This window comes from Fervidobacterium pennivorans (genome assembly GCF_001644665.1).
GTDB classification, from domain to species: Bacteria; Thermotogota; Thermotogae; order Thermotogales; family Fervidobacteriaceae; genus Fervidobacterium; species Fervidobacterium ngatamarikiense.
Map to the genome: position 1 here is coordinate 1,477,150 of NZ_CP011393.1, position 14,998 is coordinate 1,492,147.

General features: G+C 38.2%; 14 protein-coding genes. 9 read left to right on the forward strand and 5 right to left on the reverse strand.

The genetic code is table 11. The features are described 5' to 3' along the window. Nucleotides 1-4 precede the first annotated feature (4 nt). Both JM64_RS06860 and murD read right to left on the reverse strand, forming a co-directional pair. Nucleotides 5-1,369 (reverse strand): alpha-amylase family glycosyl hydrolase, encoded by a 1,365-nt coding sequence (locus JM64_RS06860; protein WP_064012010.1) that lies wholly within the window; start codon nucleotides 1,367-1,369, stop codon nucleotides 5-7. A gap of 41 nt (nucleotides 1,370-1,410) precedes the next feature. After that, a complete protein-coding gene (gene murD, locus JM64_RS06865; RefSeq protein ID WP_064012011.1) occupies nucleotides 1,411-2,673 on the reverse strand; it encodes a UDP-N-acetylmuramoyl-L-alanine--D-glutamate ligase in 1,263 nt (420 codons plus the stop codon). Nucleotides 2,674-2,962: 289 nt separating this feature from the next. Here murD and JM64_RS06870 point away from each other — a divergent pair, with 289 nt between their 5' ends. The 7 genes from JM64_RS06870 to JM64_RS06895 all read left to right on the forward strand — a co-directional run bounded on the left by JM64_RS06870 (nucleotide 2,963) and on the right by JM64_RS06895 (nucleotide 10,190). Next, nucleotides 2,963-4,090, forward strand: a complete 1,128-nt coding sequence (locus JM64_RS06870) for a Y-family DNA polymerase (protein WP_064012012.1) — start codon at nucleotides 2,963-2,965, stop codon at nucleotides 4,088-4,090. An 85-nt stretch (nucleotides 4,091-4,175) separates the two neighbouring features. Then, entirely contained in the window at nucleotides 4,176-5,123 is a 948-nt protein-coding gene (locus JM64_RS06875) for an MBL fold metallo-hydrolase (protein ID WP_064012013.1), read from the forward strand. Nucleotides 5,124-5,155: 32 nt separating this feature from the next. After that, a complete protein-coding gene (locus JM64_RS06880; RefSeq protein ID WP_064012014.1) occupies nucleotides 5,156-5,710 on the forward strand; it encodes a VanZ family protein in 555 nt (184 codons plus the stop codon). Between the two features lie 63 nt (nucleotides 5,711-5,773). Then, nucleotides 5,774-7,234, forward strand: a complete 1,461-nt coding sequence (locus tag JM64_RS06885) for a substrate-binding periplasmic protein (protein WP_231882313.1) — start codon at nucleotides 5,774-5,776, stop codon at nucleotides 7,232-7,234. 98 nt (nucleotides 7,235-7,332) lie between these two features. Then, the gene (locus tag JM64_RS06890; protein ID WP_082868339.1) at nucleotides 7,333-8,223 is read left to right on the forward strand and encodes a sensor histidine kinase; all 891 of its coding nucleotides are present in this window, start codon (nucleotides 7,333-7,335) and stop codon (nucleotides 8,221-8,223) included. After that, nucleotides 8,205-8,684 carry a sensor histidine kinase gene (locus JM64_RS09790; RefSeq protein ID WP_082868340.1) on the forward strand — a complete coding sequence of 160 codons (480 nt, stop codon included), beginning with the start codon at nucleotides 8,205-8,207 and terminating at the stop codon, nucleotides 8,682-8,684. The genes JM64_RS06890 and JM64_RS09790 overlap by 19 nt, the downstream gene beginning before the upstream one ends. A gap of 84 nt (nucleotides 8,685-8,768) precedes the next feature. Beyond that, nucleotides 8,769-10,190, forward strand: a complete 1,422-nt coding sequence (locus JM64_RS06895) for an HD domain-containing phosphohydrolase (protein WP_064012016.1) — start codon at nucleotides 8,769-8,771, stop codon at nucleotides 10,188-10,190. A 15-nt stretch (nucleotides 10,191-10,205) separates the two neighbouring features. Here JM64_RS06895 and JM64_RS06900 read toward each other — a convergent pair whose 3' ends face one another. The 3 genes from JM64_RS06900 to JM64_RS06910 are packed head-to-tail and all read right to left on the reverse strand — an operon-like array spanning nucleotide 10,206 to nucleotide 13,065. Then, nucleotides 10,206-11,018, reverse strand: coding sequence for a ComEA family DNA-binding protein (locus JM64_RS06900; RefSeq protein WP_156487919.1), 813 nt, complete (start codon nucleotides 11,016-11,018; stop codon nucleotides 10,206-10,208). 43 nt (nucleotides 11,019-11,061) lie between these two features. Then, nucleotides 11,062-12,054, reverse strand: a complete 993-nt coding sequence (locus JM64_RS06905; RefSeq protein ID WP_064012017.1) for a hypothetical protein — start codon at nucleotides 12,052-12,054, stop codon at nucleotides 11,062-11,064. A gap of 6 nt (nucleotides 12,055-12,060) precedes the next feature. Beyond that, nucleotides 12,061-13,065 (reverse strand): M42 family metallopeptidase, encoded by a 1,005-nt coding sequence (locus JM64_RS06910; RefSeq protein WP_064012569.1) that lies wholly within the window; start codon nucleotides 13,063-13,065, stop codon nucleotides 12,061-12,063. A gap of 206 nt (nucleotides 13,066-13,271) precedes the next feature. On the opposite strand from JM64_RS06910, the gene JM64_RS06915 reads away from it, so the two are divergent. Together JM64_RS06915 and JM64_RS06920 are read left to right on the forward strand one after the other, a co-directional pair. Beyond that, entirely contained in the window at nucleotides 13,272-14,159 is an 888-nt protein-coding gene (locus JM64_RS06915; RefSeq protein WP_064012018.1) for a radical SAM protein, read from the forward strand. A gap of 48 nt (nucleotides 14,160-14,207) precedes the next feature. Further along, nucleotides 14,208-14,960, forward strand: a complete 753-nt coding sequence (locus JM64_RS06920; RefSeq protein WP_064012019.1) for a radical SAM protein — start codon at nucleotides 14,208-14,210, stop codon at nucleotides 14,958-14,960. Nucleotides 14,961-14,998: the final 38 nt, after the last annotated feature.

Genomic DNA, 14,998 nt, shown 5'->3' on the forward strand with positions numbered 1-14,998 from the left:
ACACTTAGACTATTTTCACTTCGTATGGTTTCAAAGTGATTCCTTCAAACGATTCGTTATGTCCTGCGATATTTGCGTATACTCTAAAACCATAATTACCATCGGTTACCGTATATGCGATAACAAATGTGTTGTGTGTAACGTTTTCGACCCATGCGTTTGTGAGCCACTCGTTTTCTTTTCTGAATTTCGTCCATGCTATGACCTCTCTGAGCAAGCTCCCTTCTCTGCTGAGTTGTTCTTCAACAGAGACTCCTGTAAATGCTCTGTTAAATCTAATTGCCTTCCAGAACGTTTGACCTTCTCCAGATAGTGATGCATACCATGGGAATGGTTCGATAACGTCTTCTGTGAATGTGGAGTCGTAAATACCTTTCATGCCAAGTTCATCACCGTAGTAGATGAAAGGAACACCAGGAGTTGTCATGAGTAAACCGAAGAAGACTTTTCTTTGTTCTTCCTGTTGGATAAGGCTTGCGAGTCTGTGCATGTCGTGGTTACCTGTGAAGTTGCTTGGTAGGTATGGTTTTTTTGTTAGTGTCCTTTGGAAGCAATCGACGATTTTGTAAACGGCTCCATGTTGCATCGATTCTCTAATTGCTTCTGTGAAATAGAAGTTGAACGAACAACCAATTGTCTTTGCGTATCTGTCAACTATCTCTGGGTCGTCCCAGACCTCCGTAACGGCAAATATGTCTGAACCTTTTACCTGTCTTGCTTTGTCCATAACAAGTTTCCAGTATGCAACATTTTTTTCGTGGTCGTATCTAAATCTACCTTCTTTAATATCGTAATCGTATATGTGTTTTGCTGCATCGAATCTGAAACCATCAACACCTTGATTGAGCCAAAATTCAACGATTTCAAGTGATTTTTGGACAACTTCTGGATTTTCGTAGTTCAAATCAGGTGAGGAGCCTCCGAAAACCCCATAATACCACTTTCCATTCCTGTTGTGCCAGAGTAATTCTTCATCCCAGTGCCTCTTTTCGCTTAGGTTGAAGTGTGGTTGAGCCCAGAGGAAATAGTCTACGTAAGGTTTTTCACCGTTCATTGCTGCTTTAAACCAAGGGTGTCTGTCCGAAACATGGTTGAGTGGAAGGTCAATGACGACCTTTATACCTTTTTCATGGAGCGTATTGACCATCGCTTTGAAATCTGAGAGTGAGCCGAAAGAAGAGTTCGTATCGAAATAATCAATGATATCGTATCCGTGATAGCTCGGTGATTTGAAATGTGGTGTGAGCCAAACAAGGTCAACACCGATAGCTTTTAAGTAGTCTGCTTTCTGTGCTATACCTTTGAAATCACCTATACCATCATCGTTTGAATCTGCAAAAGACCTAACAAATATCTCGTAGCCTATCATCTATCTTCCCTCCAATTTGGGTATTGAAAGCGTTTTTCAAATTATTGTTCCAAAAGCTTTTTGACTATCGCTTTGAAATGGTCTCCACGTTCTTCGAAATTTTTATACGCATCGTAACTTGCACCAGCTGGTCCCAAGAGCACGTAATCGCCTTCGCCTGCCATTTTTGATATTTCAATAACTGCTTCTTCGATATTTTTGTATCTTTTGTAATTAATCTCTCTTTCCTTCAAATACGGTTCAATTTGGTCCGCGATAGGTCCGACTATAGCAACGTGTTTGCATTTTTTCTTTATCTCATCTGCCAGTTTTGTGTAGTCTTCGTTTTTACCTTTTCCGGCAATTATCAAGAAAAGATTCCCGTCGAAATTTTCAAGGGCTTTCAATACTGCTGCAGCATTTGTGGCTTTTGAATCGTTGTAATAATGTGCTCCGTTTATTGTTCCACAATACTCCATTCGATGTGGCAATGGCACGAAATCTTCGAGTATACTCATGTCAAATGGTAAGTTCAACACCTTCAACACGGTCTTTGCGGCGGCGATGTTTTCAACGTTCTGTTTTGTGCGGATGTGGAATGGTATCTCTTCGAATTTGAAATCCGCTGTGAATGGAACACGTTTGGCTTGGACGAGCGAGAGTCTTTTGAATGTTTCCATATCTTTTGGATTGTAGATGAAGTGGTCTTCGTTATCTTGGAACTTTGTTATTTTAAATTTCGATTCAACGTAATGCTCCATAGATGGATGCCAGTCGAGGTGGTTCGGATATATGTTTGTGATAACTGCCACGTGTGGTTTGAAGTATTCCGCCCAGTAGAGTTGGAAACTGCTAATTTCTATGACAAGATACTCAGGTTTTTTACCTTCCAGAAGTACTTGTGCTATTGGTATGCCGATATTTCCAGAGAGTTGAGAGGTTGCGGATTTTGAAATGAGATGGTTAATCATTGATACGGTTGTGCTCTTTCCAACGGAACCTGTAACCGCGATGATGGTTGGGTTCCAATCAAGATTTTTCGTAAAATAAGTGATTTCTGTGTCAACATGTTTGCCCAATTCTTTTGCTTTCATGAGAATGGGATGGTTGTATGGAACACTTGGGCTGGTTAATATAACGTCTGCTTCGAGGATTTTTTCGCTGTTGGTTCCCTCTTCGTAAGGTATGCCAGATTCTTCTAAGTATTTCTTGTCCTCTTCTGAAAGCTTACCACCTTCGCTTACAAAAACTTCCTCCCCAAGTGATTTTAAATATCTTGCCGCATATTTGTTACTTAACCCAAACCCCAGGAGTGCAAACTTCAAACAAATCACTCTCCTTTTTAAGTCTAAATTTTCCTGGATTTTCTCAAATTCTGAATATATTTTATCACAAAGTAGATTGTGAAACCGATTTTTGTGGAAATGTTCAATGAATGTTCATATTTCTAAACTCTACACTCTTGGCTTAAAATCCCCCAATATTGTTTGACTTTGAAAATCGCTTTATGGTATACTATACTTTAGTAAACTATACATATGTTAAGTATGTGTTATAAAACGTCATTGTTGGATTGATGAATATTGATGAATAATAAGCAGGGGGGTGATATCTGTGCTTTACAAGTGTGTTGCTTTGCTGGATATGGACGCTTATTTTGCTTCCGTTGAGGAAGCGAAAAATCTTTCGCTTAGAGGTAGACCTTTTGCGGTAATTGGGAATGGGGAAAGACCTATAGTTATAAGTGCGAATTATGTAGCAAAAAGTTTTGGAGTGAAGACTGGGATGGTTATAACAAAAGCACGGAAGTTGTGTCCGAAGATTATTTTTGTAAAGGCAGATTTTTCGCAATACGAGTTCACAACGTTGAAGATTATCCAACTTGTTGAGAAATATTTTCCTGTCTACAAAGAGGCAAGCATAGACGAAGTGTATATTGCGGTTGATAGTATTGGAGATGTATCTTATGGGGTGGAAAGGCTCAAGGAACTGAAGGAAGAGATAAAAGAGAAACTCAACCTTACTTGCACGATAGGGGTTGGACGAAATCCGATAATTGCAAAAAGTGCATGTGAGTTAGCTAAGCCGGATGGTTTCTTTGTCGTTCAAGATTTTGAGGAATTCGCAAAGGATTTGCCAATAAAGAATGTAACTGGAATAGGTAAGGAAAGTGAGAAGATTTTGGAAAGGTTAGGAATAGGAACGTTGGAGCAATTTTTGAACGATAAAAGGTTAGACGGTTTGAGTGGATTTCAAAAATTAAAGACGTTGATTTTAAAAGAATACACAGAATCTGAATTTTTCAAATTTGTTCCTCCAAAGAGTATTGGCCATTCGCTTACGCTAGATAGACATGTGAGCAATTTAGAAGAGTTACTAGAGGTTTATAAATACCTTACGTTCGGTTTATACGCAAAGCTGTTGAGAGGACGAATGGGAGCAAAGAGTGTAAGTTTGTATTTAAAAGATAGGTTCGGCTCTTTTTCGATTTCCCGTTCGTTTATTTTCTACACAAACGATTTTCTTCTCATTTCGAAAGTTGTTGAAAATTTGGTTGAAAAGTTGTTCAGAGGGTATCCCGTTTCGAAAGTAGGTATCTCTTTGAATAATTTGAAGTTAATCGATGGTGTTCAAAGTTCGCTATTTTGGGATGAACAGCAGAAAAGGTTTGAGAAATTGGCAGAATTTGAGAACATCTTTTTTGGAGGTTATTTTGTGTTGCGCACAAAGAAGATAGTTTGAGTTTTGTTTGAAATAATTTGGAGGGTTGGAAGTGTTGAGGTGTTATAATTAGATTGTGAAATAGCAAAGCAGAGGAGTTGAGAAAGTGTATGAGGTAATTGATGTAACGGAATCTGTAAAAGTGTTAAGGGCGCCTGTTAATGTGGTGTTTTTCTTCAAATCTACGTTGGGAAAAAGCGAGTGCTTGGTCATCGATTCTGGAAGTAGCAATGAATATGGGAAAAAGATATTAAAATACCTTGAAAGCCAAGGTGTGAATAGGTTTTCGATACTCAATTCACACTCGCATGCAGACCATATCGGAGGAAATAGCTTTCTGCAGGAAAGAACCAAGTGCAAGATTTATGCGACGTATTTTGAGAGCGTCTTCATTGAACATCCTCAGCTTGAGCCGATGTATCTCTGGGGAGGACCTATTTTTGAAGGGATAGATAACAAGTTTTTAATGGCAAAATCTTCAATAGTTACAGACATTGTAGAATACGGCTGGTCCTCTGAACTCGATGTAGAAATCATACCACTTAAAGGGCACTCTTTTAATATGGTTGGAGTGTTGATTGATGATGGTAAAAAGAGGGTGTTGTTCGTAGCCGATGCTGTTGTTTCTATGCAAACGATAGAAAAATACAAGGTTTATTTCTTATACGATGTGCACGAACATCTAAAAACTCTGCAAGGTCTAAATAAATGGGCAGAAAACGTAGATGTTGTTGTGCCGAGCCATGGTGAGATTTTTGACTTCGGCAAAGAAGATGATGGAGAAAACAAAAAAAGAGAGTTTTTGAACCTGATTAAAGGAAATGAGAAAGTTATAGAAGATGTTTTGGGTTTGATTTTGGGAATTCTGGTGGAACCGAAGACGATAGATGAGATTTTGAGCGAGGTTGCAGCTAATTTCTTAATCCCCATTGATGCCACGTCTTATGTGTTACTACTCCAAACTCTCAAAGCATATTGTAGTTATCTGGTTAATGTAAACGCGATCGGTCTTACTTTCGAAAGAGGGAAATTGGAGTATATTAGAATGCATTGAGCTAAGAACAAAAAATCGGAGGATTGAGCGCAATGGATGAACTTTTAAAAAAAGGTTCGAAAAATGTGCGTAAGGCTACCTTGATAGTGTTATTTGCTGGTGTTTTGTTCTGGGTTGCTACTATATTTTATTTCTCAACCCGACCGCCGGAGGAATCGCACCAGCAATCGAGTTTGGCGTATAAGGTTATAAAGAAAATCGATAGTATTTTGGATTTTTCCAACACGGAAATTTTCAAAAAAGTTGAGAGGAAATTGAAATTGATTTGGTTTGGGACGGAATACGTGCCTGCAGAAATGGTGATTAGAAAGACAGCACATTTTGGATTGTATTTTGTATTTGGGTTTTTGGTAGCCTTAACATTTTTTTGGTGGAAGAGGGATATAATAGTATCGGGGATAACAGGTCTTACAATCCCTTCAACGTATGCGATTTTTGATGAATATAACCAAATTTTCTACCGACGGGGTTCTTCACTTAACGATGTTGTTATCGATGCTTCTGGAGCATTAGTTGGTGTTATTGTGTTTCTCTTCTTACTTACTCTGTTTTGGGGAGTAAAAAGGTTAATTCAAATTCTCAAATGAACTTGTTTGAAATTGCTTATTATATCTCGACTGCTGTTTTGTTTGAGGGGTGATAAAATGTGTATGAAAAGCATGCTTAAGGTGGTTTTTAAAAGTTTTATAATGTTTGCTTTGTTTTTCACACCTTCTTTGGTGGTTGGTCAAAAAATTCTCTACACATACGCTCAAAATGCTGAACCAAAATTCATGTTAAGCGGTGGCAATATAACAGGGCTTTGTCACGACATTATTCAAAAGCTGAACGAGGAACTTAGAAGTCAAGCAATTAGAATTGAGTACAAATCAAAAGAGTTGAAAAGCATCTCCGAGATTTTTGATGCACTTTCCAAAAATGAAATTCAGATATTCGTTGGGGCTGCTTACAGTAAGCAACGAGAAAGTTATACTACATATCTCCAGCCTCCACTTTACGGATTGAGGGAGATGTTTCTTATTAATTCAAGTGATGTAATGAGATTTGCTGAAAAGCAGTATGCAAAGATAGGTGTTATAGGTAGTACTGTAACATCGGAAAGTTTACCTACTATCGCACCAAAACAGGAAGTTATTCCGTTCAAGAACGTAAATGATGCTATCAAAGCCCTTGAACGAAAAGAGATAGACACGGTGTTTTATTCCAGTCTAACGCTTGGATATATGCTTAAAAACTCAAAAGGGAAATTCGAAACCTTAAAAGGTCCTTCGGAAAAGTATTACCATTACATCGTTCTTTCAAAGAGCGTGGACAAAGATGTTGTGGCTAAGATTGAAACGGCGTTGGAGAAATTGCACAAAAATGGGGTATTGAAGGCGCTTATAAAGAAATACGGCCTGGATGATTATGTCGTTCCTGGGAATGTTATAGAGATACTTACAATTGATTGGAAACCATATGAATGGTATGATACCATCAAAAAAGATTGGGTAGGCGTAGATGTAGATGTTGTCAGGGCAGTTTTGAGTAAGATGGGATACGAAGTAGCTTTTTTCACATTTCCATGGTCCAGGTGTGTAGAATTAATGAAAATCAAAGCCTACGATGGAATTATGAGTTTAAGAATTACCCAAGAACGTCAGGCGTTCTTGAGTTATCCAGATGAACCACTTAGCACTGGAAAGGATGTTTTGTTTAAGCTTAGAAGTTCAGAAGTGAACTTTGCACGCTTGGAAGATATTTCATCTAACGTGCTGTGTGGATACACGGAAGGTTATGCCTACGGTGACTGGTTTTGGAACGCAAAATTTAAAAAGATAGCTGTTCCAGATGATGTGACTGGCTTTAAACTTTTACAGAGTGGAAGGATACAACTTTTTGTTTGTAACTTGTTTGTTGGAAAACAATTGGCAAAAGATTTAGGTATTGAAGTTCAACCTTCTCCCGTTTTCGGAGAAAAGATGATTTACTACTTGGCTTTTTCAAAAAACTATCAAGGAAGTTATCTATCAGAAGTTTTTTCTCGAAGATTGAAAGAATTTAAGCTTACAGATGAGTATTTGAAAATTTTGACACGCTACGGAATAACCTATGACGATTTTTGGAGATGAAAAAGCTTGTGGTATAATGATAGAGAGAGTTAAAATAGGATTGCGTGTGTTATTTTTATTCGATACTTTGTTTTTTGATAGCATTAGAAGGTGGTATTATGACAAACAAAAACGAAGGAACGGCAAGCAGGATTTATTTAGTCGTTAATTTTGTTATACTAATACTTATCACAATTCTTTTTACATGGCACGCAACTCGCTACTATAGCGATTGGAACAATGGATTGGAAAGTTTTATGAAAAACATGGCAGTTAGTCTTTCTTACCCTGCTTGGACTTACGACAAGAGAGTCATTGAGCAAATTACCGCAGTTATGATTGAAAAGGATGAGATAATATCCGTAGTGGTCTACGATGACAAGAACAATAAACTCGTTGTCAAAGAGAAAAAGTTGAATTTAACAACGACTGATTTGCTATTTGGAACAAAGCGATTAGATAGAACATACAACTTAATCTATGCAGATACCTACGTTGGAAAGGTTATTTTCACTTATATTGATCGTTCAACTAGGACTTTTTTGGTCGTCTCAGGAACCGGTGCCGCATTGCTTTACATAGTATCCGCGCTTTTGATTTTGAATATAAAAAAGAATAAAAAGCTTGCAGTCATGGTTAATGAACTCAATGAGCTTAATGCCGAACTTGAAATGGCATTTAACGAGCTCGAAGAGACACAGAATAAAATAATAAACGCAGAAAAAATGGCTGCGTTAGGAAAGTTGATGGTCAATATCGCACATGATATTAACACGCCTGCGGGGATTATATATTCCTCACTGACCGAACAACAGAATAGGATTGATAGTATAGTAAAGAAATTCCAATCTGACCAGCTTACCGAAGAAGATTTCAAAGACTGCCTAGATACAATATCAGAATTAAATCAAATAATGCTCAGAAATGCAAAAAGAATCATAGAGCTTGTTCAAAGTTTAAAACGTACAGCTATGAACGAGATGACGCAGACTTGGTCAGAGTCAACGTAAAGTCCCTTGTTAATGATGTTTTGAACGCAATGCACCCAAGGTTGAGAAAGACGAAGATAGAGGTTATTACGGAAGTGGATGATAACCTTGCAGCTTATACGGTGCCTGGTGCAATAGCTCAAATTCTAATGAATTTGATAGACAATGCGATAGTCCATGCTTTTGAATACGACAATCCTGGCAAGATAGTGATAAAGTTCGAGAAGGTAAAGAGCCGAAACGGAGAAGAGTATCTACAATTAACCTTTTCGGACAACGGGAAAGGTATGGATGAGGAAACAAAAAAGCGAGCCTTCGAGCCGTTTTATACAACTGATAAGGAAAATGGTACGGGCTTAGGGTTAAGTATCGTCTACAATCTTGTTGTAGATATGCTCGGTGGTGATATAGAGCTTGAAAGTGAGATTGGAAAAGGAACAACTCTCCGGATTAAAATACCCTTAACGAAAAAGAACGCGTGATGTTGAAGTGTAATCCTACCTTTCAACCCTTTCAACTCGCGTTTCAGCACCGGAAATTTTTTGTTATCTGTGAGGTGAATAAACGTGCCTAGCTTTTTGAAGAAATCAAGCTCAAAGGGTGGCAACGGAGAATTTTGGAAAATCTTGGTAGTAGATGATGAACCCGATGTGCATGCTATCACATCGGTCGTTGCACGGGATATAGAGTTCGAGGGAAAGAAAGTAAAACTTTACAGCGCGTTTTCTTCGGAAGAAGCTAGGAGAATACTTCAAGAAGTGCCAGATATAGCCCTGGCTATAATTGACGTTGTCATGGAAAAAGATATGGCAGGACTTGAATTGGTTAGATATATCAGAGAAGAGTTGAAAAATCCTTACATAAGGCTTGTAATCAGAACTGGTCAACCAGGGTCTGCTCCTCCACGAGAGATTGTTCTTAAGTACGATATAAATGATTACAGGGAAAAGGCAGAGCTGTCTAGCAATGGTTTGTTTACCATGATAATCGCAAGATTGCGTGAATACAGGGACATTGTGGAACTTGAAACCCAAAAGAGACTTTTAGAACGTAGCTCTTTCTATTCTTCCGTTGTCCTGAATTCCGATATTCAAGATTTTGAAGAGACTTTAACAGAAGCACTGGACAGCTTTTCCAACATCCTCGGACTGACGGTGAAGGTTGAGAAACTTGGTGAAATAAAAGAGGATAAATTTAACGAAAGCCTTCCGTCTGTAAATCTTTCCTGGCGTGAAGACAAGAGTGTAGAATTTAGCTTGAGGGAAGAAATAAACCTAAGCGAGAGAATTAAAGTAGAATTTTCCAAACCATTGACACTCCATCAATTGGAAATAATATCCATATTTTTGGAGCGTTACTTAGTCACCGTGAATAATTACGTGCTGTCTAAAGATTTAATAGAAACACTCTACAAAGTAATCTATATCATTTCAGAAGTTACCGAAACAAGGTCACTTGAAACAGGCGAGCATGTAAGAAGGGTTGGAAGGCTTGCTAAATTGCTTGCATCAAAATTTGGATACGAAGGTGAATTCCTTGAGTTCTTTGAAATTGCCGCGATGCTCCATGATGTTGGAAAGATAGGTATACCGGATGCCATTTTGAATAAGCCTGGGAAGTTGTCGGATGAGGAATTTAAAATCATGAAAAGGCACACGACAATTGGTTACGAAATCCTTTCCACTGTTGACCATCCACTCTTCAAATTGGCTGCAAATATTGCACTTTACCATCATGAGAACTGGGATGGTACAGGTTATCCAAAAGGATTAAAGGAAGAACAGATACCGCTTGAAGGTAGAATCGTTAGTATAATTGATGTCTATGATGCACTATTTTCTGATAGAGTTTACAGACCTGCATGGAGTGAAGATAATGTGATTAGATACATAAAGGAAAACTGTGGTAAGAAATTCGACCCAAGGGTGTGTGAAGTCTTTTTTGAGAATTACGAAGAGATTAGAATCATATACGGCTTCAAAAAATGAGTAAATAAAGAAGACTTAGTGCACCGTTATTAAATCTCTCAACTTCTCAAATGTTTTTTCGCCTATTCCTTTTACGTTTTTTATTTCCTCAATATTTTTAAATGGACCATTTAAAGTGCGATAATCGATAATTGCTTGTGCTTTCGCAGGGCCAATACCAGGAAGCTTTTGAAGTTCTTCCAAAGTTGCCGTGTTAATGTTAATTTTTTCATTTTGTAACCTCATCTGTGTAAGTTGTATTTCGTTATCCTTTTGCTTAATTGCCGTGTCTTTGTTTTCTTTTTCAATAGTGGTTACATTCTGAACAGCGTTATTTTGAACCTGAGCATCCATGTTTTCAACTTTTATTCGTTCTTTCAATTTTTCATAAGTTTTTTGACCTATTCCAGGGACGTTCATCAGATCTTCTGGCTTTGTGAATGGATGCTGTTTTCTGTATTCAACTATTGCCCGTGCTTTTGAAGGTCCTATTCCCGGTAGTGTTTGGAGCTCTTCGATTGATGCTGTGTTCAACTCTATTATCGATGATACGTATTTACGTTGAGTTTGTGCATTTAAGCCTTCTAAGCCATCTTGGTTTGTACCTTGTTGGTCACCTAAACTGGCAACTTGGGACTTAAGTCTATCGTAACTGGGATGAAAGAATACACCAGAGAAAACTACCAGTGCAGAAAATATCAAAAAGAACGTTCGTTGTTCTTTTGAAAGTTTCTCGTAAGCAGTTTTAAAGAATTCCACAATAGATTTTAAAAACGAACCTGAGAAATGCCCATTGGAAAAGTCACGATTTTCTTTTGGAAAATTATCCAAATTATCCATAGATAACATAATTAAATCCCCCTGAGACACACCCCTTTTGTTTCGCTTGTTTTTACCCTCCTATTCTACTTACCTTTGCCCCTGTTATATGACCATATTTTAATAGTTCTGCCCAATCTTGAGAATAATAAAAGCTCTTTGCTTGGTTCTCGTTGGTGAAAATACCAAGACAGATGATATATCCTGCGTTTGTAGATATGCTGAACGCACTTATGCCTAGCGTTCTTAAATTGACCACTGATTTGAACGCCTCTTTTGAACTGGATATTGGATCTGTTTTTATCGTCCAAAATCCTTTGGATGGGTTTAGTTCGGGCATTATATTGGTCGGTGTTACGATAATATATTTGCCTCCACTAACGCGATCTAATATATAGTTCTGTGTTAATTTGGCAATCTTTAAAGCAATTTCTCCGTCAACAACGTATACGTATGCATTCGTCAAAAAACTTCCCGGTAAGTTCTCTGCCATTCTCGAAACTAGCAGGTTGTAATCGAATTTCGTGATATCTTTGAGAAATTTATTTTCACCTTGTTCAGACTTTGATTGTTGAGTTTCCGAAATAGTCGATGTAGCTTCCTGCAATGTTTTGCTTTCAGAAGTTTTTCCAATTTCAACAGAAGTTGTCTTTGTTGCTTGTATGAGAGGTATCAAATTGTCTGTTTGTTCACCTTTTTGAGTCGGAACCTGTAACGATTGTTCGAGTTTAGTTGCGTTAGTTGTGCTAGTTGTGTTAGTTGTAGTATCAGTCGCAACAGGTACCGTGGGCGTGAGTTGAGAAAGTGTGCTTTCTGGAGCTGGCTCAACGATAATTATAGTTTGAGTCGCCGTTGTCAGAGTTTTTTCAACGGGCGGATTGGTATTAGCACCTAAATCCTTTATCACAACTTCCACTTTCGATTTTTGCATTTTTAAGTAAAACGCATACAAAGCCAACGATATGGTGGCTAATGAGAGTATTATGATAACAACCGAGAGGACTTTCAAGTCAAAATCTGTAATTTCTTTCCATTTTCTTGAGCCTATTGGAGTTCTCTGCTTCATCCAGAATTATAGCCCCTCTTCACAATATTTTATGGTAAGTTCTATCGTAGCTTCCACATCTGGTTCATATACCATTTCATTTGGAGTGTGGATATATCTTGTAGGTATCGATATTGTAGCACTTGGTATACCTGCCTTTGTTGCCTGATAACCTGCCGCATCTGTGCCTCCGAATATCAATACCTCCATCTGGTATGGTATGTTGTGTTTCTCCGCAAGCTCTTTTAGTTTGTCAACAATGTATCTGTTGCTTATCGATGCAGAATCCTTCACTTTTATGCAAGCGCCTTTTCCAAGTTCCATGGGCACTCTCTTCAAACCTTTTGGTGTATCTCCAACACCTGTAACATCGATAGCGATAGCAACATCAGGGTCTATGTCGTATCCTGCCACGTGAGCACCAATAAGCCCAACTTCTTCTTGAACGGCAAAGACACCGTAGATGGTGTTAACAGGCTCTTTGACACGTTTGAACACTTCAATGATAACTGCGCATCCGATTCTATCATCCATAGATTTGCTTATTAAGTATTCTCCTTGTTTGTGGAAGTAGCTATCAAACGTTCCAAATGTCCCTATTGGACAGATTTTCTGAGCTTCTTCTTTTGATTTTGCACCTATATCGACAAAGAGTTTCTCAAACGACATCTTCTGAATGTTGTTTTGGAGTTCTTCAGGAGTTTCACCTTCGATTCCCACAATACCGATAACATCTCCGAATCTAAGCCTCGATTGGTATATGGTGTATGGAGAAACACCACCAACTCTGTCTATTTTGAGAAAACCTTTATCATCGATATTTGTAACAACAACGCCGATTTCATCCATGTGAGCATCGAGAAGAACTTTCTTATCACTCTTTCCCTTCTTCCATACGATTAGATTGCCAATCTTGTCTATTTTGTAGCCATCAATATGTCCTTCGAGTTCCTTAAGGATTACCTTTGTGATTTCTGATTCTCTGCCACTTGGGCTTTTTGCCATCGTCAACTTTTCAACCAATGTTTCCAACACAATGAACACCCCCGTTTTGCTTTTGATTTTGTGTTTTGTTTCTTCACTAAATACAATTATATCACAAGTTGTGCATGGAACAAACAATTAATTAAGGTTTAAACAACACAATCTAAACATAATCTAAATTTTTCGAGCACTTTTGTGTGGTATAATCAAAATTGCGAAAATTTCTGATTTAATCTAAGAGGAGTTTGAGAAATATGGGAATTGGAATAGATGTTCTCAACGAGTGCACTTTGTGTCCAAGAATGTGTAGAGTGGATAGAAGAACTACTAAAGGAGTTTGCACGGTAGGTTATCTCCCAAAGCTTTCTAACATCGTTTTGCACAAAGGTGAAGAACCACCTTTGTCGGGAGAGAAAGGTGCCGCCGCTGTATTTTTTACAGGTTGCCAGATGAAGTGCATATATTGTCAAAACATGGGCTTTTCACAGAAAGGTGTGGGGTTTGAGATTACGGTTGAGGAGTTAGCTTGCGCATTTTTAAAGGCACAACAAGCGGGTGCAACAACACTCGATTTGGTCACCCCTACACCTCATCTGCCTTGGATTATTAAAGCACTGGATATGGCTAAGGAAAGAGGTTTTTCATTGCCTGTTGTGTACAATACATCAAGTTACGAACGTGTGGAAGTGCTTAGAGAAACCGAAGGATATGTTGATATATATCTTGCCGATATAAGGTACACGAATAACGAATATGGTAAAAGGTATTCAAAGGTGCCAGACTACTGGGATGTCGCACGGCGAGCAATTGCTGAAATGTACAGACAAGTTGGTCCTTTCGATGAACAAAGGATGAAAGGATTGATAATTCGAATACTCGTTTTGCCAAACAATGTCAGTGGTCACGAAAAAGCCCTCGAGTTTGTTGCTGAACTTGACAAAAGAATACCTGTTGCCTTAATGTCTCAATACATACCACACTTTGGTGCAAAAAACGATCCATTGATAGGCAGAAAGATAACAAAACAAGAATACGAAAGTGCCCTTGATAAATTAATTGAACTTGACCTCGATGGCTGGATGCAACTCGATGAAAAAGAAAGAGTTACAACAGCACCGCTCGATTGGAGATGCAGGTTTTAACGCCATAACGTTATAAACACTTGCATGTTTCGAAAGGAGAGCAATTATATGAACAAAAAAATAGACCCATCCGCGACGTTATCTGTCACTGTTACTCGGGGATGCCCACTTAACTGCGCACACTGTGGTGGTCATTATTTAAAGCATATGGTTCACGTTGAAGAACTGGAAAAGTATGTAGACAGATACAAGTCTTTCCTTATAAGTGGCGGAATGTTGCCAAATGGTGAGATACCTTTTGGTGGATATATAAACTATCTAAAAGAGCTCAAGGAAAAGTATGGACTGAAGTATAACTTCCACATTGGGTTTCCTTTACAGCCACCTTATGAAATTGAAGAAGTTGCCGATGTGGTGAGTTTTGATTTTTATGCTGATAGGAACGTTCTTAGAGAAGTATACGGTATAGAGAGGGAGCCTGAACAAATTTTGAACGCGGTTTTACCATTAAAAGTGAAAAAGGTGCCACATGTGACGATAGGTGCGTTATGTGGTAAAATATCTCATGAAGAAAAAGCTATAGAAATACTTTCGAAATACTTTGAAAGCGTTGTTTTGAATGTCTTTATTCCTACTCCATTAACAAAGTATGCGAATTGTCAACCACCGGAAATTGAAGAAGTAGCTCGGGTGTTTTCCAAAGCAAGTGATTTATTTAAGAATGTTGTGCTCGGTTGTATGCAACCAAAAGGTGAATACAGAAAAATGCTACAAGAAAGGATACAAAAATATACGGGATTTATTGTGAAGCCGATAACGAAAAGTTACGATTTCCAAGGTTGTTGTTCGTTCTATGTTTGATTTATATGATTTTGGAGATAAAAATACGAAGAGGTGAA